Raw genomic sequence first — 20,527 nt, forward strand, 5'->3', positions numbered from 1 at the left:
CGCCCGAGACGGTGCGGAAAGGGGCGAATCATGCCCGCGACGGCCGAGTCCGTGGACACCGTCTGGTTCACCCGCTGTCCGGTCCCGACGGCCAGTGGGCTCGCCTACGCGCTCGGCCGACTGGCCACGCGGTACGCGGACCTGGGCGTCGACGTCGGGATCCTTCAGGACGCACCACTGGAGATCGCCCGGCACCACTACGACCACGACCTCGTCGGCCTGATTCGCGAAGGAGGCAACGTGCCCGCCATCGCGGCGCGGGCCGAGGGGGCCAGGACCCGCCTGGTCGGGCTCACCTGGATCGACGAAGGACAGTCGATCATGGTCCGTCCGGACTCGGCGATCACCTCCCCGGCCGCCCTGCGGGGCGCGCGGATCGCCGTTCCCGGCTGGGCCGCCACGAGGGACACCAGTCATGCGCGCGCCATGGCCCTCCACGGGTTCAAGGGCGCGCTCGGGCTCGCCGGCCTGACGCTCGACGACGTGGAGTTCGTCGAGCTGCCGCTCGACCCCGTCCTCCCCCCGGGCCGCATCCGCGCCGAACGCGCCGCGCCCCGGTTCCGCGAGCTGGACGAGCTGACGTCCGGACGGGTCGACGCGGTCTACGTCAAGGGCGCCGCGTCGCTGGAGGCCGCCCGCGTCCGCGGCGCGGTGGTCGGCATCGACCTCGACGCGGTGCCGTCGCGGCGGTCCAGGGTCAACAACGGAACCCCGCGGCCGATCACGGTGCACGAGGAGCTGCTGCAGTCGCACTCCGAGCTGGTGGTCGAGTTCCTGGTCGAGACGCTGCGCGCGGCCGACTGGGCGGCCGGCGACCTGAACGGCGTACGCGAGGTGCTGGCGGCCGAGACCGGGTCCGGCGCGGAGGGCGTCCTCCTGGCCTACCGGGAGGGCTTCCACCGCACGCTCCACCCCACGCTCGACGAGGAGCGGGTGGACCTGCTGCGGGTCCAGAAGGCGCTCCTGTTGCGTCACGGCTTCCTACGCGCCGACTTCGACCTCGACTCCTGGATCGACCCCCGGCCCCTGCGGCTCGCGTACGAGCGGCTGGCCTCGCGAGACTGACCGCGGTCGTCGTTTCACGGACTCCGACGCCGGACGGTCACCGTCGGTCGCCCGCGCGCGGGCATCCCTTCTCCCCATGCCCCGGCCGGGTGCGATCAGCGGCGGGCGCAGACGCCGGTCATCAGCCGCGCCTCGCCCGCCGGCCCCCCTTGCCATCTTGAAAGGCCATGAGTTGATCAGCACATCCACCTCCGGCGACCGCGGCCCCTCGGCCCGGCCCGCCGGTCGTGCACACGTCCGCCGTCCGTTGTTCCTGACGGCGGTCGCCGCCGTCGGCGTGCTGCTGGCCGCCTGCGGCACGTCGGCGGCGTCGTCGAAGGACGGGTCCGGCGCGCAGGGCGTGAGCACCGTCCGCGTGGGCGTCATCGCCGGCTCGCCCCCGGGCGTCTACTCCGCCATCGAGAACGGGTTCTTCGACAGGGAGCGCATCAAGGTCGAACTCGTGACGCTCAGCGGCGGCCCGGCTCTCGTCGCGGCCACCGAGGGCGGCTCCATCGACATCGCGTGGGCCGACATCTTCGCCTGGGCGGCCGCGATCGAGCAGGGCTTCAAGCTGACGATCATCAACCCGGCCAACGCGCTGAAGCCCGGACAGCAGGTCAACGTCATCGTGACGAAGCCGGGCAGCGGCATCACCTCGGCGAAGGACCTCACCGGCAAGAAGCTCGGAGTGCCGGCTCAGGCGCTCACCACCGTGCAGATCAAGAAGTGGCTCGCGGACCAGGGCCTCGACCCGGACGGCCCGACGTACACCACCGTGCAGGACCGAACCACCTCGGGTGGCCTTGCGGCCCAGGGCACGCTCGACGCCGCGGCCACCAGCGGCGCGTACGTCACCGCATGGGAGGCGCAGTACGGCCTCACGGTGGCCGGCACCTTCGACTCCGGCGTGCCCAAGGGCGCGGCGACGTCCGGCTACGGCGCGCTGCGCAGCTACGCGGAGGCGCATCCCGACCTGATCAAACGCTTCGTGCGGGCCGTGCGGCAGGGCGTGACCGCGTTCCAGTCCTCGGCGCCGCTCGCGCAGAACACGCTGCTGGTGAAGTACGGCGGCGCGGACGTCTCGAAGCTGGAGGCCAAGTATCCCGGCGCGCTGGACAAGGCGTCGGCGGCGACCAGCGGAGAGCTCAGCGGCCCGTTCGACGTCGCCGCCGAGAACACCTGGATCGAGACGGGCGCGCGGTTCGGCGCGCTGAAGAAGGCCTTCGACCTCACGCCCCACCTGTGGCCCACCGCCACGTCCGCCAACCCCTGACCGTCCGCGACGAACGCCGGGAGCCCCGATGGCGACATCAGCAGCACCCCCCGCGGCCGCGACCGAACGCACCGCACCCGCGAACCCCACACCCGCGAACACCGCACCCGCAAGCAGCGCGCCCCTGCTGGCTGTGGAGGACGTCGCGAAGACGTACCGCACCCGCCGGCGGGAGGTGACCGCCCTGCGGGAGCTGTCCCTGGACATCGGCGCCGGGGAGTTCGTCACCGTCGTCGGACGGTCCGGATGTGGGAAGTCCACGCTGCTGCGGCTGCTCAGCGGCCTGCTCCCCGTCTCGGCGGGAGAGATCAGGGTGGCCGGGCAGCGGATCGACGGGCCACCGCGGCAGGCGCGCTGCGTCTTCCAGGACTACGCCCAGTCGCTGCTGCCGTGGAAGACGGTGGCGGGCAACGTCCGGTTCGGGCTGCGGCACGCGTACGAGCCGGCCGAGGGCGGCCATGACGAGCTGGTGGCGCACTACCTCGACCTGGTGGGCCTCGGCCACGCGGCCGACCGGTACCCCTGGGAGCTGTCCGGCGGCATGCAGCAGCGGGCGGCCATCGCCCGCGCGCTGGCCGCGCGGCCCCAGTTGCTGCTCATGGACGAGGCGTTCAGCGGCGTGGACGCCCTGAGCCGCGCCAAGCTGCAGGACGTCCTCCTGCACGCCTGGGCCGAGGAGGGGCTGACGGTGGTGTTCGTGACCCACGACATCGACGAGGCGGTCTACCTGGCCGACCGTGTCGTGGTGCTGCATCCCGAAGGACACGGCCTGCTGGCGGACGTGCGGACCGGCCTGCCCCGCCCGCGCGGCCAGGTGGTCACACGGGAGCTGCCGGAGTTCCTGCACCACCGGCGCGAACTGCTGCACATGGTCCTGGACTGAGAGGACTCCGCCGAATGACCAGCAACCCCACAGCGACCAGAACCCCCGGCGCCGTGCCGCTCCCGGCGGCCCTCGGCCCCACCTCCGCGACCACCTCCGCGACGGGGACGCCGAGGCGCCGCCCCTGGTTCCTGCGCGCTCTGCGCAGCAGGCTCTTCGGCTGGCTCGTGTTCGCCGCGGCCCTGCTCGCCTGGCAGCGCTACGCCACGGCGAACCCCTCGCCCAGATACGCCACCGTGAGCGACGTCGCCGTCCAGTGGTGGGACCAGATCCTCGGCGGGCGGCTGCTGACCGCGACCCTGCAGACCCTGCGCACGATGCTGATCGGGTACGGTTTGGCCGCCGTGCTGGCCGTGGTGATCGGGGTGCTCATGGCCCGCGTACGGCTCGTCTACGTGCTGCTCGAACCGCCGCTCGAACTGCTGCGGCCGATGCCGATCTCTGCGGTCATCCCCCTGCTGATCCTCTACCTCGGCATCGACGACGCGATGAAGATCAGTGTGGTCGCGGTGGCGGCGTTCTTCCACATCCTGTTGAACGCCTATTCGGGCGCGGGCTCCACGCACCGCACGATGATGGACACCGCGCGCACCTTCGGACTGACCTGGCGGCAGACGATGGCCGAGGTCGTGATCCCGGCCGCCGCGCCCTCGATCTTCGTGGGGCTCCGCTCGGCGCTCGCCGCCTCGCTGGTGATCTCGGTCGTCGTCGGCATGATCGCCGGCAACGACGGCCTCGGGCACCTGCTCATGATCCAGCAGCAGAGCTTCCAGGTGACCGACCTGATCGTCGGCGCTGTCACCATCGCGCTGCTCGGCTACGCCCTCAACGCCGCGTTCCTGTTCGTCGAGAGACGGGTCCTGCACTGGCACTTCGGCGCGACCCGCACCCACGACTGACCACAGGCCTGACCACGGGCCTGACCACACGCCTGACCTGCGACACGCCTGACCTGCGACACGAAGGAAGACCGATGACCTCGACCCTGACCACCCCCGCCCGCGAGGGCGAGTGGCTGAAGGCCGGTGAGCTGCTGCTGACCCCGGCGGACGCGGCCGTGCGCACCGAACTCGTCCAGGCGGTGCGCGTGCTACACCAACTGGGCGCGCTGCAGAACCCGTACTCGGCGAACGCGAGCGTCCGGCTGCCGGACTCCCCCGGCCACCTGCTGATCAACGCGAAGGGGCTGCCCGCCGACATCGGCGAGCAGGACTTCGGCGTCATCACGCTGGACGGCGACCTGGTCGCTGGCAGGCTCGGCCCCGGGGTGCGGCAGGTGCTCCAGATGCACACCCTCGCCTACACGCGTCCGGAGGTGAACGCCGTCATCCACACGCACTCGACGCACGCGACCGCGTTCGCCCTGGCCCACCGGCCGATCCCACCGAACTACGAGCCTCTGGTCAACCGCGGGCAGACCCGCGAGATCCCCTGCGCGCCGTACCGCACGCGCAACAACGGCGATCTCGGCGCCTCGATCGCCGGCCTGCTCGCCGAGCACCCCGGCACCAAGGCCGTCCTGCTGGCCAACCACGGACTGCTCGCCTTCGACGACAGCCCGCTGAGCGCCGCCCGCCTCGTCGCCACGATCGAGGAGGCCGCCACTTTGGAGATCCACGCCGCCGCCCTGGGCGGATCGAAGCCGATCGCCCCATGAACAACAGCACGAGCAACAGCACGAGCACGACCGACGGAGCGCGCCGATGACCGAGACCGACCTTCTCCCGCCGCTCCCCGAGCGCAGGCTGGAGATCCTGTGGTACCTGATCGCCAATGACGGCAGGTATCCGTGGGACCCGAGATGGAAGCGGCCGGTCGACTTCGAGTACGTCCAGGCGTGGGCGAAGTCGATCGACGTCAACGGCTTCTACGGCGCGCTGCTGGCCACTCAGCCGACCGGCGGCATGGACCCCTGGATCACGGCGGCCTCGCTGGTGCCCACCACCCGGCGGATGAAGTTCGTGATCGCGGTGCACCCATCGGTGTACACGCCGACGTCGCTGGTGAAGCTCGCGACGACGCTCGACCAGAACTCCGGCGGCCGGGTCATCCTGAACGTCGTGAGCGGGCACATCGGGCTCGATGCCGCCGGGGTGCACCTCAAGCACGAGGAGCGTTACGAGCACACCGACGAGTTCCTCACCGTCTACCGGGCGCTGATGCGCGGGGAACGCGTCGACTTCGACGGCAAGCATCTCAAGATCAGGGGGGCGGAGGCCGCGTTCCTGTCCCTTCAGGATCCGTACCCCCCGCTGTGGTTCGGCGGCGCATCGCCGATCGCCCGCGACGTGGCGGCCAAGCACATCGACAACTACCTCACGTGGGGCGAGCCGCCCGCCGAGACCGCGGAGCTCATCGCCGACGTACGTGCCCGGGCCGCGAGACACGGCCGCTCCATCCGTTTCGGAATCCGGCTGAACCTGATCGTCCGGGACACCGACGAGCAGGCCTGGGCGGCGGCGCAGGACATGCTGGACCACGTGGACGACGGCGTCGTCGCGCGGGTGCAGACCGAGTCGGCGAAGCAGGAGTCCGTGGGGCAGGCGCGGCAGCTCGCCTTCCACAAGGGGGTCAAGCCGCGCTTCGCCCAGGAGCTCGAGGTCTACCCGAACGTGTGGTCGGGCTTCGGCCTGATCCGCGGCGGCCCCGGCATCGCGCTGGTCGGCAGCCCCGAGTCGGTCGCCGCACGCATCCGCGAGTATCACTCCTTGGGAATCGACTCGTTCATCGTCTCGGGCAATCCACTGCTGGAGGAGACGTACCGGTTCGGCGAGCAGGTGATGCCGCTGCTGCCGGTGACGCACGACGACCCCGGCCCGCTGCGTCCCGCCGGTTACACCCCGCCGCGGACCTCCGCGCCCGCACCGACCGGCGCCTCCTCACTCGTCGCCGCCGGCAGGCGCCGGTGAGCGCGGGAGACGCCCCGCTTATGACGAAACGGCGACTTCTGCGAAAAGCAGCTCGCCGGCCTCCGGAGCCGTCGCAATCCCGCCTTTCAGAATTTCACCGATCAGTTCATCGTCCCTGCTGCGAACCAAATGCCGTGTGGGGCTGAGATAGGTGCGCACAAAAGCGCAGACATATCGCGCGATTGCCGCGATACAGTGCGGACATGCCCCTCGCTCCGCTGACGAAACCAGTTCCGCTGAGCCGAGCGTGGCTTGCCGTTGTCGTTGTCGTCGCCCTCTTCGCCGGCGGTTTCATCGCGACCCGGCTGCCTTTCGGCACCGTGCCGCTCCGCGTGGCCGAGGGTCATGCGTTCCTCACGTCGGAGGGTAAGAAGGGGGCTTTCCAGGCGGACAACGGAGTCAGCTCAAGCTTTTACGGCAACGTGGTGTGGACGGATGCCGGTCAGCCCACGGTCGGCGGTCGCCCCTCCTGTCTCTGGGACAAACAGACGAACAGCCCACGACCTGCGGGCGCCAGAGTCGAGGCGGGATACCGATGGGTCAGGACACCGGACGGAGTGAGCCTGCCCATCGTGGCCTGGCTGAAGTGCCTATAGCGTTTCGTCGTGTCCGACGACGGGAGGCCAGGAGATGAAGATCGCTGTCATCGGCGGGACCGGCCTCATCGGATCCCGGGTGGTCGAGATCCTGAACACCCGCGGGCACGAGGCGGTGCCACACTCGACGTCCACCGGAGTGGACCTGCTCAGTGGGCGGGGCCTGCCCGAGGCGCTGGCGGGCGCCGACGTCGTCGTCAACCTGACGAAGCCGCGGACCTTCGACGACGCCTCGCCCGCCTTCTTCCGGAAGACGATGGACAACCTGCTGGCCGGCGCCGAGGCGGCCGGCGTCGGCCACGCGGTCATCCTGTCGATCGTGGGCGCCGAGCTGGTGCCCGGTTCGGTCTACTACCGTGCGAAGGTGCTGCAGGAGGACCTGCTCAAGGCGGGCCCCGTGCCGTACTCGATCGTGCGTTCCACGCAGTTCTTCGAGTTCATCGGCACGGTGCTGTCCTGGACCTCCGACGAGCACACGGTCCGCCTGCCCGCCACCCTCATGCAGCCCATCGCCGCCGACGAGGTCGCCCGGGCCGTGGCCGACGTCAGCGGGGGCGTCCCGCTGCGCGGCACTCTGGACATCGCAGGCCCCGAGGTCCTCGCGCTCGACGAGCTGGGCAGGATCACCCTCGCCGCCCGTGGCGACCACCGCACGGTCGTCACCGACGACAGCGCCGGCATGTACGCCGCCGTCTCGGGCCACGCCCTCGTCGCCAAGGACGGCGCCGTCATCGCCGGGACCACCTATCGGGAGTGGCTCACGCGCTGACCGGACCGCACCCCACCCCCACCCCACCCCAGCCCACCCACGCCCCCACCCACCCGCGCCCCACCGGCGCCCGTTCCGCGCATTCCCGCAGCCGGAAGCGCGCGATCCCGGCGCCGCCTTGTCACAGATCGAAACTCTGCTCTGTCTTCGGGGCGGACCGTACGTTGCACAGCGACAGGAGCAGGACCTTGCCCCCAGCAGGCACCACGATCCGGATCCGGGTCCGGATGAGCGCCCGTGCCATCGATGAGCCGCACCGCGTTTCGAGTCAGCTCGAGCTGCTGTTCGATCTCACCTTCGTGGTCGCGGTCGCGGCCGTCACCGCGCAGTTCGCGCACGACATCGCCGGCGGTCACGGCCTGGCCGGGCTGGTGCCGTTCCTTCAGGTGTTCTTCGCGATCTGGTGGGCGTGGATGAACTTCACGTGGTTCGCCTCGTCCTACGACACCGACGACGTCGCCTACCGGCTGCTGACCATGGTGCAGATGGCCGGCGTGCTGGTCCTCGCCGCCGGCGTGCCCGCCGCCGCGAGCCACTCCGCCTACGGGGTCATCACGCTGGGCTACCTCGTCATGAGAGTCGGGCTCGTCGCCCAATGGCTGCGGGCCGGTCTCGAAGACCCGGCGCGGCGCCGCACCGCGTTTCGCTACGCCGGCGGCATCGCCTTCCTGCAATTGGGCTGGCTGTCGCGGCTCGTCCTCGTGGAGACGGGAGTCCTGCCCGCGTCCTTCGGCCTGCCGTTCTTCGTCTGCCTGGCCGCCCTGGAGCTCGCGGTGCCGTGGTGGGCGGAGCGGGCCAGGGCCACCAACTGGCACCCGTACCACATCGCCGAGCGCTACGGCCTGTTCACGATCATCCTGCTCGGTGAGAGCGTGCTGGCCGCGAGCAGAGGGGTCGGAAGAGCGCTGGAGGCGGACGCGGTCGGCGGTCCCTTCGTCGTGATCGCGGTCGCCGGCCTCATCCTGCTGTTCGCTCTTTGGTGGCTGTATTTCCTCGGGCCTGCGGGGGACGGTCTCAGTGATCGTCGTCATCGGTCCTATTTGTGGGGATATGGCCACTATGGAATTTTCGCGGCTCTGGCAGCCCTCGGCGCCGGGCTCGAGGTGACGGTGGAGAAGAGCGGGCACGGCGTCGCGGCGTCGCCGGCGCTCGGCTACGCGGTCGCCGTCCCGGTAGGGGTGTGTCTCGCCCTGCTGTGGGCCGTACACGTGATTGTCGTCGCAGAGCCCATCATGTACCCGGCCGCCGTGTTGGGGTGCGTCGTCATCGTCCTGTCGCTGCCACTCGCGACGCCCTGGATCGGCGTGGCCGGCATGGTCGCGGCGATCGCGGCCGTCTGCGTTCTGCTGGTCGCCGTCACGATCTGGACGGCGGCCGCCGGGTCCCGCACCGGAGCACGCCGTCATGACCACGTGACCGATGACGAGTTGACGTGAACCTGCCGGTCGCCGTCACAACCCCGAGGGCTGTCCGGTCTTAGCTGGCGACCGGGTGACGACGAAGTGACCCGGCGGACAGAAGGAGAGCGCAGTGAAGATCGTGGTAATCGGCGGCACCGGCCTGATCGGGTCCAAGCTGGTGAAGAAGCTGGGCGAGCATGGCCACGAGGCGGTCGCGGCATCGCCGAACACCGGCGTCAACACGCTGACCGGCGAGGGGCTCGCCGAGGTGCTGACGGGCGCGAAGGTCGTGGTCGACGTGTCGAACTCACCGTCGTTCGAGAGGGCCGCGGTGCTGAAGTTCTTCGAGACCTCCACGGGCAACCTGCTCGCCGCGGAGGCGGAGGCCGGCGTAGGTCACCATGTCGCGGTCTCGATCGTGGGAACGGAGCGGATGCCGGAGAACGGCTACTTCGCAGCGAAGATCGCCCAGGAGCAGCTGATCGAGAAGTCGGGGATCCCGTTCTCGCTCGTGCACTCGACCCAGTTCTTCGAGTTCGCCCGGGGCATCGCGGACGACGCCACGGTGGACGGCAAGGTGCACATGGCGCCGGTGCTCTTCCAGCCCATCGCGGGCGACGATGTCGCCCAGGCGGTCGGCCGGACCGCGGTGGGGTCGCCGCTGAACGGCAAGATCGAGATCGCCGGGCCCGAGCAGTCCCTCATGGACGAGTTCTTCCGGCAGGCGCTGATCGCCTGGGGTGACCCGCGCGAGGTGGTCACCGACCCGCACGCGCGTTACTTCGGCAGCGAGCTGACCGAGCGGTCGCTCGTTCCGCTCAACGACGACGACGCGGCCCTCGGCACGATCCGCTACCACGACTGGCTCGGCCGCACCTCCACCGGCAAGTAAGCCGACCAGGCGGTTCATCCCCCCGAGGGCGAACGCGATGACCGCGATCACTTGCCACACCGCCGCTCCGGCCGCGCCGCAGTACCGGCTGCGCCGCGGTCTCGGCTCCGCTGCTGTCCCGGCTGCGCTGCGGGCTCGGCTGCGTTGCTGTCCCGGCTGCGCTGCTGTCCCGGCTACGCAGTGCAGGTCGCCGCGGTCATCGCGTCCCGCCCCTGCCGAGCCATCCGCACAAGACACGGAGAGAGGAACGATGGCCGTTCCGAGCGACGAGAACGAATTCCTGCACGAGCTCGAAATCGAGGTCGAGGCGGAGGTGATCCAGGTCGAGTCCAGCCGTCCGGAGGACGCCGCCGCCCTGCCGGTCACCGACTGGCTCTTCGACCCGGCGGACGCCGAACGCGAGGAGATCGGCCTGCGGGGTCTGCTCGCCGCGGTGGAGGTGCTGGAAGACGACCTCCGGCCCGGCGATCCCGCCGAGTAGAGCGGTCTAGCAGCGGGCGACACCGACGGCGAGCAGCTCTTCCAGCTCGTCCAGGTCGCCGGTCTGCGCGGCCGACAGGAACGACCGTACGAGGCGCCGGTGCCCGGTGGTGCTCACCGGGGTGTGCCTGCCGGTGGCGAGGTGGTGGCGGGCGCGCCGCAGGAGTTGCCGCGCGTGGTCCTCGCTCAGATGGAGGATCTCGGAGATCCTGCGGTAGGGGTAGTCGAAGGCCATGCGCAGCAGATAAACCGCTCGTTCGGCGGAGGTCAGTCTCTCCAGCAGCAGCCGGATCGCGGCCTCGACCGCCTCATGCCGTTCCGCCGCCGTCTCGGGGCCGACGGAGCGGTCCGTCGTCTCGGGCAGCCAGGCGCCGGCAGTGGTCTCCCGGCGCCTGCGCGCGGACTGGGCGACGTTGAGGGCGAGCCTGGTGGTGGTCAGCGCGAGGAACGCGGGCGGATCGACGACGATCGAGCGGTCGGCGCGGGCCCAGCGCAGCCACGTCTCCTGCACCACGTCCTCGGCCTCGCCCACGTCGTGCAGGACACGCAGGCCGATCGCGAAGAGCCGGGGTGCGACGCCGGCGAACGCCGAGGCGGCTCCGTCCCGTCTTCCGATCGATCCTTGGCCGGTCCGGTCCGCGTGGTCCCCGTGGTCCCCGTGGTCCCCGTGGTCCCCGTGGTCCCCGTGGTCCCCGTGGTCCGCGTGGTCCGCGTGGTCCGCGTGCGGGCCCGACAGGTTCATCGTCACGATCTCGGCTCCGTTCACACCCGGCATCCGGCGGTTGCCGCTGTGCTCACGGTCGCGCCCGGAGCCCTCTCATCGCGCCCTGGAGAGCACGTGGTCGACACCCTGGCCCGCATGCCGCGGGTCCCCAGTGGACCCGGGGCGAACGCCGGGGGCGCGGCAGGGGGCGCGGCCTGGGCCGCTTCGCACCGAGGTCGTCGCGCTGGTCGTTATAGGCAGAGTCACCCTGACCGCCGATAATGACCAGGCTGATGGTGATTGCCGGGTTGACAGCGGAAAGGTGGCTGCGCGCCGATCCGAGAGGGAGCGCGGGTAGCCTCCTACGTCCGGCGGTCGACGGTCAACGGGTGAAGGGTCGGCGGGGGCGGTGCCCATGACAGGCGGAGGTTCCGAGTCGCGGCTTCGTGGGCGGCAGATCGAGTGCGAGACGCTGGACCGGCTCGTGGCGGCCGTGCAGGCCGGCAACAGCTCGGTCCTGGTCCTGTGCGGCGAGGCCGGCATCGGCAAGACGGCACTGCTGGAATACGCGCGAAGCAGCGCGTCCAGCTGCCGGACGGCCAGGGTGGCGGGCGTCGAGTCCGAGATGGAGCTGGCCTTCGGCGGCCTGCATCAGCTGTGCGCCCCGTTCTTGGATCACCTCGGTCACCTGCCGGGCCCGCAACGCGACGCGCTCGGTACGGCGTTCGGCCTGAGCGCCGGACCTCCGCCCGACCGCTTCCTGGTCGGGCTCGCGGTGCTCAACCTGCTGGCCGACGTGGCCGGGAAAGGGCCGCTGGTCTGCCTCGTCGACGATGCCCAGTGGCTCGACGAGGTCTCCGCGCAGACCCTCGCCTTCGTCGCGCGACGCCTGCTCGCGGAGCCGATCGGGCTGGTGCTCGCAGTGCGCGAGCCCCACCTCGAACACGAGCTGACGGGGCTGCCGCGACTCGACGTGGGGCGGTTGAGCGACGGCGACGCCCGCGCGCTGCTGGACACCGTGATCCTTGGGCGGCTCGACGAGCGGGTCCGTGACCGGATCGTCGCCGAGGCCCAGGGAAACCCGCTGGCCCTGCTTGAGCTGCCGAAGGGGTTGACGGCCACCGAACCGGCGGGCGCGCTCGGGCGGCCCGGCGTGCGGGCGCCCGTGGGCCGGATCGAGCAGAGCTTCCTGCGGCGGGTCCGGTCGCTGCCGTCCGAGACACAGCGGCTGCTGCTCGTCGCGGCGGCCGAGCCGGTGGGCGACGTGACGTTGGTGACGCGGGCGGCGGAGCTGCTCGAAATCCAGTGGGCCGCGGCCGCCCCGGCCGAAGCGGCGGGGCTGATCACCATCGGTGCCCGGGTGCGTTTCCGCCATCCCCTCCTGCGCTCGGCGGCCTACCGCGTGGCAGCCCCGCAGGACCGGCAGGACGTCCACCGCGCGCTGGCCGACGCGACCGACGCCCGGTCGGATCCCGACCGCTGGGCATGGCACCTGGCCAACGCCACGGCCGGCCCCGACGAGACGGTGGCCACCGAGCTGGAGCGCTCCGCCGATCGGGCGCAGGCGCGCGGAGGCGTCGCGGCGGCGGCGGCGTTCCTGGAGCGAGCGGCCGAACTGACCCCCGATCCCGCCCGCCGAGGCGCCAGGGCGCTGGCGGCTGCACGGGCCAAATACCAGGCCCGGCGGCTACGACGCCGCGCTCGAACTGCTGGACGCGGCCGAGCGCGGCTCCCTCGACGATCACCAACTCGCCCAGTCCAGCCTGCTGCGCGGTCAGATCGTGTTCGCGTCCAGAAGTGCCGGCGCGGCCCTGCCACTGCTGCTCAGAGCCGGGAAGCACCTGGAGCCGCTGGACGCCGGGCTGGCCCGTGAGACCTACCGTGACGCGCTGTACGCGGCTCTCACCGCAGGCCGTCTGCCGAGCGGCGCCCAGTTGCCGGATGTCGCGGAGGCGGTGCTCGGCGCGCCGCCGGGGCCTCGGCCGGGGCGTGACGACCTGCTCCTGAACGGCCTGGCCGTGGTGGCCACCGAGGGCTACCCGGCGGGCGCGCCGATGTTGCTGCAGGCCCTGAGCGCCTTCCGGGCCGAAGCCGTCTCCGCGGAAGAAGGCCTCGGCTGGCTCCCGCTCGCATGCCGCATGGCCCATAACGTCTGGGACTTCGACAACTGGTCCGTGCTCTCGGCGAGGCTGGTCGATTTAGCCCGCGAGACGGGAGCTTTGTCGGTGCTGCCGTCGGCTCTGCTGCTGCGCCTGTCGAATCGGGTCTTCGCCGGCGAGCTCGACGTCGCCGGCACTCTGGCCGCCGAGGCGATGACGATCGGTGAGGTGACGGGCAGCCGCTTCCTCGCCCAGTACGGCGCCCTGGTGCTCCACCCGTGGAGGGGCCGGGAGGCCGCGACACGTCAGGTGATCGAAGCGATCACCCGGGACAGGGCCCTCGAAGGAGAAGGGAAGGTGTTGACCGCCACCCAGTGGGCGAGCGCCGTGCTCTACAACGGCCTCGGCCGCTATGAGGAGGCCTACGTCGCGGCCGAGCGGGGCTGCGAGCACCCGCAGGAGCTGGGGCTGGCCTCCTCGTCCATGGTCGAGCTCGTCGAGGCGGCCGCCCGGAGCGGACGGCCGGCCCGTGCCGCGGAAACCGCCCGGCGACTCGACGAGATGGCCCGGGCCGGCGGCACCGACTGGGCTCTGGGCACCTCGGCGAGCGCGCGCGCCCTGGTGAGCGACGGACCGGCCGCAGATGCTCTGTATCGCGAGGCGGTCGAGCGGCTCGGCCGCACCGAGGTCCGGACGGCGCTCGCCCGCACCCGGCTGCTCTACGGCGAGTGGCTGCGCCGGGAGAACCGCCGCGCCGACGCACGCGAGCAACTGGGCATCGCGTACGAGATGCTCAGCGACATGGGGGCCGAGGCGTTCGCGGAACGTGCCCGGCGCGAGCTCCAGGCCACCGGCGAGACGGTACGCAAACGCACCGTCGAGACGCACACCGCTCTCACCGCCCAGGAAGCGCAGATCGCGCGCCTGGCCGGTGACGGGCTGACGAACCCCGAGATCGGCGCTCAGCTCTTCATCAGCCCGCACACCGTCGAATGGCACCTGCGCAAGGTCTTCGCGAAGCTCGGCATCGCGTCCCGCAGGCAGATCAGCACCGCGCTGCTCGAAGGGACCGGGGCCACGGCCTGAGGCCCGGCGGCCGCCGCCGGCCGCCGCCAGCCGCCAGCCGCCGGACGCGCCCGGCCCCGCCTCAGTCAGGAACCCGCCGCTGCCGAGGTGACGTGCATGGCTCAGGAACCCCCGGCCGCCGAGGTGACGTGCACGGCTCAGGAACCCCCTACCGCCGAGGTGACGTGCATGGCGACCGGCCGAAGGGCCAGGCCGTCGGTCCATGCCACCGACTCGGGCGAGTCGGTCAGGCGGAGAGCGGGTCGCCGGGTGACCAGGGCTCTGATCGCCTCGGTGAGCTCGACCCTGGCGAGACTGGCGGCGAGGCAGCGGTGCGGACCATAACCGAAGGCCACGTGGGGGTTGGGAGGGTGGTCGGTGAAACGGTGGATGTCGAACCGGCCCGGCTCGGGGAACGCCTGCGGGTCGTGGTTGGCCGCGTTCAGGTTCGGCATGACGACCGTCCCCGCGCTCAGCGAGCCGCCGGGCAGGTCGGTGTCCGCCGTGATGCGGCGCATGAAGGCGTTGGCGGGCGGCCCGTCGAAGCGCAGGATCTCCTCGACGGCGGTGGCCGTCAGGCCCGGGTCCGCGACCAGCTCGTCCCACTGGCTCGGGTGGAGGAACAACCGGAAGACGCCTCGGGCGATCATCGAGGCGGTCGTCTCGTAACCGGCCGTGATCAGGGAGAAGACGGTGTTGACGAGTTCGCCCTCCGACAGCCGGTCTCCGGAGTCCCTGGCCTGGATGAGCAGGTCGATGAGGTCCTCGCCAGGCGAGAGGCGATGCTGGGCGACCAGCTCGGTGGCATAGGCCATGAAGTCGCTGTAGCCCTCGTAACGCGCCTGCTCGGTGGCCGTGGAGGTGGTCAGGAACATGTCCGTCCAATGGACGAACTGCTCGTAGTGGTCCATCGGCACGCCGAGCATCGCGCAGATGACATGGGCGGGCAGCCGCAGCGCGTATCCCTGGACCAGCTCGAAGCGGTCGCCCAGGCCGTCGAGGAGCTCTTGGGCGATCGCCGCGACGCGGGGACGCCACGGTTCGATTTGGCGCGGGGTGAAGGTGCCCTGCATGATCCTCCGGTAGCGCGTGTGCTCCGGCGGATCCTGATTGATCAGCGCGTCCGGGTCGTCGTCGATGCCGACGCCGCTCACGAACCGCGGCAACCCGGGGATGCGTAGATTGCGGCTGGATGTGGGCGAGGCCAGCAGCGCGCGAACGTCCTCGTACCGGACGGCCATCGGGACGCGGTCGCCGCTGGGCATGGTCGCCGGCTCCAACGGCCCCGACTCGCGCCTGCGGGCGAACTCCGGTGGTGGCGTGGCAAGCGGCCCCGGCACGATATCCGGCCCGACGCCGGTCTCGATGGTGGGCCCGATGGTGGGCTCAGTCCCGTGCGGATCCAGCTCGGCGGTCATTGCAACCCCTTCCGGTCCGGGTCGCCCGGGGTGCGGCCTACGCGGAACGTACGAAATGCCGCACCATCCGTCAACGGACGGATTCCGAGGAGGAGCTCATAGACCGCGAAGACGTTCGCGGCGGCTGTCACAAGTCCGGCGGCTGTCCGGTCTTAGCCTGCGACCGGCCGGCACCCCAAGGTCCGGCACCCCCTGAGACCCATGCCGCCGGGCGGTCATCTCGCACAACGACCCCTTCTGCCAGTGAGGTAGGACTTCGATGAAGGATCTGACACCCCAGAGGACTGTGGCTACCGGGCCGGCGCCGATCACCACTCTCGACGATCTGCGTGAGCACCTTCAGTGGGCGGTCGAGCTGGAACACGCGACGTTGCCGCCGTACCTGTGCGCGCTCTACTCCCTGGAACCGGAGCACAATCCGGAGGCCGCGGAGGTGGTGGGCAGCGTCTTCGCCGAGGAGATGCTGCACCTGGCGCTGGCCGCGAACCTGCTCAACGCGGTGGGCGGCCGGCCGCGCCTCGACATGCCGGAGATGTTGCCGCCGTATCCCCGGCGGCTGCCCCACAGCGACCTGGAGCTGTCGTTGCTCCCGTTCGGCCCGCAGGCCCTGGAGATGTTCCTGCGACTGGAACGGCCGGCCCCGCCCGGCGCGCCTGCGGAGGCCGACGGCTACGAGACGATCGGGCAGTTCTACGCCGCGATCGAACAGGGTCTGCGCCACCTGTGCGAGCGGCTGGGCGAGCGGGAGGTCTTCTGCGGCGACCCCGCGCGCCAGGTGAGCGGCGGCCGTTTCCGGCACACCGCGGGGGGCTTGTTCGCGGTGGAGGATCTGGAGTCGGCGCTGGGCGCGCTGAGGGAGATCGTCGAACAGGGCGAGGGCACGGCCCGGGGTGAGGTCTGGGACGGGGACCAGGACATCTTCCACCCCGATCGGGACGAGGTCGCCCACTACTACCGCTTCCGGGAGCTCCAGCTCGGCCGGCGCTACCGGCGTGGCGACACCCCGCAGTCCGGGCCGACCGGCGAGACGATCTCGGTGGACCCTGCCGCCGTGCGTCCGATGCGGCCCAATCCGCGACTGTCCGACCACGCCCCGGGCAGCGCGATCCGCACCGCCCAGGACGGGTTCAACCGCGTCTACTGCACGCTGTTGAACCAGCTGGAGCAGGCCTTCAATGGCGACCCGAAACTGCTCGGGGCCGCCGTCGGCACGATGTACGCGCTCAAGGCCCAGGCCGACGCCCTGATGCTGATGCCCGACGTCGACGGCACCACGGCCAGCCCCACCTTCGGCTACGTGCCGCCGGAGTCCCGCTCATGAGCGTCTACCGCGCTTCGGAGTCGAGCTCGGCGAGCGCGGTCTTCAGCTCCGCACGCCCTCTGATGCCGAGCTTCGTGAAGACCTTGCGCAGGTGGTATTCGGCGGTGCGCGCGCTGATGAACAGCCGCGCGCCGATGTCCCGGTTGGTGAGTCCCTCACGCGCGAGGCGCGCCACGTTGAGCTCCTGCTCGGTGAGCCGCGCCGACGACCCCTGCACGCGTACGCGCGGGGTCTCGCCGCTCGCGCTCAGCCCGCCAAAGCCGAAGGCGGGAACCCGATCCGGTTCCCGCCTTCTCCGCTCCCGCTTCCCCTGCTCCCGCTTTCCCTGCTCTCAAGGGTCCGCCGTGCGGGCGAGTGCGAGCAGATCACGGACGAGCGCGGTCAGTGCGACCTGGTCATGAACGCGGCGCCCGACGGTCCCGCCGAGCTTCCAGCTCCTCCGGGCCGACCACGGTCAGCATCGGCTGCCCGGGCGCGCAGAACATCGTCACCACGAACGCCGACTCCTCGTCGGCGAGGTGGTTGCCGTCCTGGTAGTGGATCACGTCGCCGCCGGGCTCCCAGAACGTCTCACCGGCCCGGACGACCCGCGCGGGCTCGCCTTCGAGCTCGAAGTCCATCGCCCCCTTGACCACGAATCCGTACACCGGCCCGGAGTGGCGGTGAGGCGGCGTGCCGGCGCTGTCCGGCGGCAACGTCACCAGGATCGTCATCGCCTCGGCCCCCTCCGGCACTTGCGGGGCCTCCGGAACGTTGCCGACCATGTCGATCTCCGGCGGCGGACCGCTCTTGCCGTAGTTCTCATAGTGGTGAGCGTGATCGGTGCTCATCGGGCCTCCTTCGCGACACGGTGGCCGACTGGTTCCGGCCGTACACCAGCTCAGACAAGGCAGCTTCCCGATGTGTGACACGTGCCCACGACCGAGGCCGTCACCCGCGAGGCGCCCACCATCCGCGGCCTGAGCCCTGCCTGCCACGCTGCGACCTGAGCTGACGCTCCTCGTCCGCGCGGGCTCGGCAGGCGACCAGATCACCGCGCTCCGCGACGCCCAGGAGGACAGACTGGTCGTGACCGCGAAGGTCGGCGGTGAACCCGACAGGAGTGTGTGCCGATGCCGCGAGTGCCACAGGTCGTCGTCATCGGAGGCGGCCTCGGCGGGCTCTGCCTGGCCCACGGCCTGCGGATGGCCGGGATCGGCGTGACGGTCCACGAGCGCGATCCCTCACCCGGCCACCGGCCGCAGGGATACCGCCTCCACCTCGACTCACGCGGCGCGGGCGCGCTGCACCGGTGCCTGCCGCCCCGCCTGTACGACCTGTTCACCGCCACGGCCGGGCTGCCCAGCAGGCGGGTCACCGTCCTCGACGAACGCCTGCGGGAAGTGCACGCCGTGACGTTCGACAGCGTCTCCGCTGGGGGCGTGCCGGCAGAGGGTGGGTCGGCAGGGGGTGTGTCGGCGGAGGGTGGATCTGCAGGGGGTGGGTCTGCAGGGGGCGACCCCGCGACCTTCAGCGCTCCGGTCGACCGGATGGTGCTGCGCCAGGTTCTCCTGGCCGGGCTGGACGACGTGGTCAGTTACGGCACCGAGTTCACGCACTACGAGCACGAGGGCGAGCGGGTGCGCGCCTGGTTCGCCGACGGCGACAGCGTCACGGGGGACGTGCTGGTGGGCGCCGACGGCGTCGGCTCACGCGTACGCGGGCAGCTCCTGCCACATGCGCGGATCAAGGATCTGGGCACCAGATGCGTCTACGGCAGGACGCTGCTCGACGAGCGGGTGGCCGCCCTGCTCCCTCCTCGGCTGCACGAGGGCTTCGTGTCGGTGCACGCGCGCCGGGCCGGCCTGGCGCTGGGTCTGGTGCGGCTGCGCGAGGATCCGGCAGAGGCGGCCGCCAGGCTCTGGCCGGGGCTGCGTCCACAGTGGCCGGGCGACTACGTGATGTGGGCGCTGACGGTGGACGCGCGCGAGCTGCCGGGCGCCGGCGCCGAACTGCCGGCCGCCGGAGGGCTGCACGAGTTCGTGAAGCGGCGCATCTCCACCTGGCACCCCGACCTGGTGTCCCTGGTGGCCGCCGCCGAAGTGGATCAGACGGCCTGTGTGGCGATCAGGAGCTCCGTCCCCGTCGGGCCCTGGAGACCTTCCAACGTCACCGTGCTGGGCGACGCCGTTCACGCGATGAGCCCGGCCCAGGGCTCGGGGGCCAACTGCGCGTTGCTCGACGCGGCCGTCCTGTGCCGTGCGCTGTCCGGCGCCGTCGCCGCGGGCCTGCCACTCGACGGCGCGATCGGCGACTACGAACGGCGGATGACCGGCTACGGATTCGCCGCGGTCCGGGCGTCGGAGCGGGCGGCGACGGCGGGGAGCGGCCCTCTGGCCAGGGCGATGTTCCGGCTCGGGCGAATGCTCCACTAGGACCTTTCCAAGACTCCGTAGCCGGACGCGCGGAAGAGGAAGGAGGCCCAGGAGCGGTAGGGCCGCCATGCCTCGGCCGCCTTCCGGTACGCGGCGGGCGGGGCGTCCTCCGGCAGGCCGTACGCCTCGCGCAGGATCGCGAACAGCCGTGGTTCGTCTCCCGGGAACGCGTCCGGCGCGCCCGCGCCGCGGATCAGGATCAGACCGGCGGAGAACGGCCCCACGCCGGGCAGGGCACGCAGCTCCGCCAGCGCCTCCTGGGGGTCGAGCGCGCGCAGATGCTCGGAGGTGAGCACGCCGTCGAGCGCCGCCCGGGCCAGCCCGCGCAGCCACTCCTCCTTCTGCGCCGGCAGGCCGAGACCGCCGGCCTGCAACAGCGTCATGGGCGGAGGAAAGGCGGTGTAGGTCGCCCCGTCCACCACGACCTTCGCGCCGTATCGCTCCGCGATGCGCTGTTTGAGCCGGGCGGCGATGAGCATCGACGAACGCTGCACGATCACCGCCCAGCAGGCCGCCTCCCAGGGGCTCCAGAAGCCCAGCGGGCGCAGCCCGGGGCTCTTGCGCTGCAGGTCGCCGAGCACCGGGTCGGCCTCGCCGGCCGCGGCGAAGCCGGAGCCGTCCACGTCGAGGGACAGGATGCGCGCCACCTCGCCCCGGATCGGTGGCCCGGCGGCCCGCGTCGTGGCGACGGCGACCCCGTCCGGCGCGGCGGTCACGGTCACGCCGAGCGGCAGCCAGTCGGACTCCGCGCAGTAGGCGAAGCGCAGCGCGTGCCCGTCGGAGGGGAGCCCGCTGGTGGCGGGCCAGTCCTCGACGAAGCGCAACGTCGCGCCGAAGTCGAACGGGCCCTGCGCCGTGAGCGTGAAACCGTGCCTGGTCATGCGCGCATCGTACGAGGCCCGACCGACAGACGATCATGCCGGGCGGCGTGGGCACGACCGCCCGCGGGCCGTACCGGATCCGCCGTACCGGATCCGCCGTACCGGATCCGCCGTACCGGATCCGCCCCGCAAGACGCCCTGCGATCCCCCATGCGATCCGCCCCGCAATCCGCCCCATCGGATCCTCGGGAACGAGGACCCCGGCGAGAGCGGGGAAGTACCATGTCGGCAACCGTCCGCAGGATGATCACGTTCGGCGTATCGGAAAAGAGGTGGCCCCGCGCCTCGGAAACGCCTTCCTTCGAAAGCTTTCGGCAGGAGACTTGCGACTTTCACTGTCGCCTCTCCGCTCCTGTTGCCTATTCTTCCGTTGCACG

General features: G+C 71.4%; 19 protein-coding genes. 14 read left to right on the forward strand and 5 right to left on the reverse strand.

Annotation, left to right across the window (positions count from 1 at the left end; translation table 11 throughout):
- Positions 1-30 precede the first annotated feature (30 nt).
- The 10 genes from FLX07_RS19390 (at position 31) to FLX07_RS19435 (ending at position 10,250) form a co-directional block, all read left to right on the forward strand.
- Positions 31-1,065, forward strand: coding sequence for an ABC transporter substrate-binding protein (locus tag FLX07_RS19390; protein WP_142572228.1), 1,035 nt, complete (start codon positions 31-33; stop codon positions 1,063-1,065).
- A 172-nt stretch (positions 1,066-1,237) separates the two neighbouring features.
- Positions 1,238-2,320 carry an ABC transporter substrate-binding protein gene (locus tag FLX07_RS19395; protein WP_167748307.1) on the forward strand — a complete coding sequence of 361 codons (1,083 nt, stop codon included), beginning with the start codon at positions 1,238-1,240 and terminating at the stop codon, positions 2,318-2,320.
- Positions 2,321-2,348: 28 nt separating this feature from the next.
- Positions 2,349-3,203, forward strand: a complete 855-nt coding sequence (locus FLX07_RS19400; RefSeq protein ID WP_142572230.1) for an ABC transporter ATP-binding protein — start codon at positions 2,349-2,351, stop codon at positions 3,201-3,203.
- 14 nt (positions 3,204-3,217) lie between these two features.
- Positions 3,218-4,102, forward strand: a complete 885-nt coding sequence (locus tag FLX07_RS19405; protein WP_142572231.1) for an ABC transporter permease — start codon at positions 3,218-3,220, stop codon at positions 4,100-4,102.
- 74 nt (positions 4,103-4,176) lie between these two features.
- On the forward strand, positions 4,177-4,860 hold the full coding sequence (locus tag FLX07_RS19410) for a class II aldolase/adducin family protein (protein WP_142572232.1): 684 nt from the start codon (positions 4,177-4,179) through the stop codon (positions 4,858-4,860).
- Positions 4,861-4,906: 46 nt separating this feature from the next.
- Positions 4,907-6,112, forward strand: a complete 1,206-nt coding sequence (locus FLX07_RS19415) for an LLM class flavin-dependent oxidoreductase (RefSeq protein ID WP_142572233.1) — start codon at positions 4,907-4,909, stop codon at positions 6,110-6,112.
- A gap of 630 nt (positions 6,113-6,742) precedes the next feature.
- The gene (locus FLX07_RS19420) at positions 6,743-7,477 is read left to right on the forward strand and encodes an SDR family oxidoreductase (protein ID WP_142572234.1); all 735 of its coding nucleotides are present in this window, start codon (positions 6,743-6,745) and stop codon (positions 7,475-7,477) included.
- 188 nt (positions 7,478-7,665) lie between these two features.
- The gene (locus FLX07_RS19425) at positions 7,666-8,913 is read left to right on the forward strand and encodes a low temperature requirement protein A (RefSeq protein WP_142572235.1); all 1,248 of its coding nucleotides are present in this window, start codon (positions 7,666-7,668) and stop codon (positions 8,911-8,913) included.
- Positions 8,914-9,007: 94 nt separating this feature from the next.
- The gene (locus FLX07_RS19430; RefSeq protein ID WP_142572236.1) at positions 9,008-9,769 is read left to right on the forward strand and encodes an SDR family oxidoreductase; all 762 of its coding nucleotides are present in this window, start codon (positions 9,008-9,010) and stop codon (positions 9,767-9,769) included.
- Between the two features lie 250 nt (positions 9,770-10,019).
- A complete protein-coding gene (locus FLX07_RS19435; protein WP_142572237.1) occupies positions 10,020-10,250 on the forward strand; it encodes a hypothetical protein in 231 nt (76 codons plus the stop codon).
- 6 nt (positions 10,251-10,256) lie between these two features.
- Here the strand turns inward: FLX07_RS19435 and FLX07_RS19440 are convergent, their stop codons facing one another.
- On the reverse strand, positions 10,257-10,991 hold the full coding sequence (locus FLX07_RS19440) for a sigma-70 family RNA polymerase sigma factor (protein WP_142572325.1): 735 nt from the start codon (positions 10,989-10,991) through the stop codon (positions 10,257-10,259).
- Positions 10,992-11,367: 376 nt separating this feature from the next.
- On the opposite strand from FLX07_RS19440, the gene FLX07_RS37070 reads away from it, so the two are divergent.
- Both FLX07_RS37070 and FLX07_RS37075 read left to right on the forward strand, forming a co-directional pair.
- A complete protein-coding gene (locus FLX07_RS37070; protein ID WP_208762281.1) occupies positions 11,368-12,825 on the forward strand; it encodes an AAA family ATPase in 1,458 nt (485 codons plus the stop codon).
- Positions 12,734-14,137 carry a helix-turn-helix domain-containing protein gene (locus FLX07_RS37075; protein WP_208762282.1) on the forward strand — a complete coding sequence of 468 codons (1,404 nt, stop codon included), beginning with the start codon at positions 12,734-12,736 and terminating at the stop codon, positions 14,135-14,137. The genes FLX07_RS37070 and FLX07_RS37075 overlap by 92 nt, the downstream gene beginning before the upstream one ends.
- Before the next feature lie 137 nt (positions 14,138-14,274).
- On the opposite strand, the gene FLX07_RS19450 is transcribed toward FLX07_RS37075, so the two are convergent.
- Entirely contained in the window at positions 14,275-15,534 is a 1,260-nt protein-coding gene (locus FLX07_RS19450) for a cytochrome P450 (RefSeq protein WP_142572238.1), read from the reverse strand.
- Positions 15,535-15,820: 286 nt separating this feature from the next.
- Here FLX07_RS19450 and FLX07_RS19455 point away from each other — a divergent pair, with 286 nt between their 5' ends.
- Complete coding sequence (locus FLX07_RS19455; RefSeq protein ID WP_208762283.1) at positions 15,821-16,855, forward strand: ferritin-like domain-containing protein; 1,035 nt, start codon at positions 15,821-15,823, stop codon at positions 16,853-16,855.
- Between the two features lie 4 nt (positions 16,856-16,859).
- On the opposite strand, the gene FLX07_RS19460 is transcribed toward FLX07_RS19455, so the two are convergent.
- A complete protein-coding gene (locus FLX07_RS19460) occupies positions 16,860-17,072 on the reverse strand; it encodes a helix-turn-helix domain-containing protein (protein WP_268239485.1) in 213 nt (70 codons plus the stop codon).
- Positions 17,073-17,250: 178 nt separating this feature from the next.
- Positions 17,251-17,685 (reverse strand): cupin domain-containing protein, encoded by a 435-nt coding sequence (locus tag FLX07_RS19465; RefSeq protein WP_142572240.1) that lies wholly within the window; start codon positions 17,683-17,685, stop codon positions 17,251-17,253.
- Positions 17,686-17,967: 282 nt separating this feature from the next.
- On the opposite strand from FLX07_RS19465, the gene FLX07_RS19470 reads away from it, so the two are divergent.
- Entirely contained in the window at positions 17,968-19,269 is a 1,302-nt protein-coding gene (locus FLX07_RS19470) for an FAD-dependent oxidoreductase (protein ID WP_142572241.1), read from the forward strand.
- Here the strand turns inward: FLX07_RS19470 and FLX07_RS19475 are convergent.
- Positions 19,266-20,150: a DNA-3-methyladenine glycosylase family protein gene (locus FLX07_RS19475; RefSeq protein ID WP_142572242.1), complete on the reverse strand. Its 885-nt coding sequence runs from the start codon at positions 20,148-20,150 to the stop codon at positions 19,266-19,268. The genes FLX07_RS19470 and FLX07_RS19475 overlap by 4 nt on opposite strands.
- Positions 20,151-20,527 lie beyond the last annotated feature (377 nt).

The sequence above is a fragment of the Microbispora bryophytorum genome (assembly GCF_006874465.1).
Lineage (GTDB): Bacteria > Actinomycetota > Actinomycetes > Streptosporangiales > Streptosporangiaceae > Microbispora > Microbispora bryophytorum.

Bases quoted from the DNA above. Each gene is read 5' to 3' on its own strand.
- FLX07_RS19465 (WP_142572240.1), bottom strand. From the start codon at position 17,685: ATGAGCACCGATCACGCTCACCACTATGAGAACTACGGCAAGAGCGGT.
- FLX07_RS19435 (WP_142572237.1), top strand. From the start codon at position 10,020: ATGGCCGTTCCGAGCGACGAGAACGAATTCCTGCACGAGCTCGAAATC.
- FLX07_RS19415 (WP_142572233.1), top strand. From the start codon at position 4,907: ATGACCGAGACCGACCTTCTCCCGCCGCTCCCCGAGCGCAGGCTGGAG.
- FLX07_RS19420 (WP_142572234.1), top strand. From the start codon at position 6,743: ATGAAGATCGCTGTCATCGGCGGGACCGGCCTCATCGGATCCCGGGTG.
- FLX07_RS37070 (WP_208762281.1), top strand. From the start codon at position 11,368: ATGACAGGCGGAGGTTCCGAGTCGCGGCTTCGTGGGCGGCAGATCGAG.
- FLX07_RS19400 (WP_142572230.1), top strand. From the start codon at position 2,349: ATGGCGACATCAGCAGCACCCCCCGCGGCCGCGACCGAACGCACCGCA.
- FLX07_RS19475 (WP_142572242.1), bottom strand. From the start codon at position 20,150: ATGACCAGGCACGGTTTCACGCTCACGGCGCAGGGCCCGTTCGACTTC.
- FLX07_RS19450 (WP_142572238.1), bottom strand. From the start codon at position 15,534: ATGACCGCCGAGCTGGATCCGCACGGGACTGAGCCCACCATCGGGCCC.
- FLX07_RS19440 (WP_142572325.1), bottom strand. From the start codon at position 10,991: ATGAACCTGTCGGGCCCGCACGCGGACCACGCGGACCACGCGGACCAC.
- FLX07_RS19390 (WP_142572228.1), top strand. From the start codon at position 31: ATGCCCGCGACGGCCGAGTCCGTGGACACCGTCTGGTTCACCCGCTGT.
- FLX07_RS19470 (WP_142572241.1), top strand. From the start codon at position 17,968: ATGCCGCGAGTGCCACAGGTCGTCGTCATCGGAGGCGGCCTCGGCGGG.
- FLX07_RS19410 (WP_142572232.1), top strand. From the start codon at position 4,177: ATGACCTCGACCCTGACCACCCCCGCCCGCGAGGGCGAGTGGCTGAAG.
- FLX07_RS19405 (WP_142572231.1), top strand. From the start codon at position 3,218: ATGACCAGCAACCCCACAGCGACCAGAACCCCCGGCGCCGTGCCGCTC.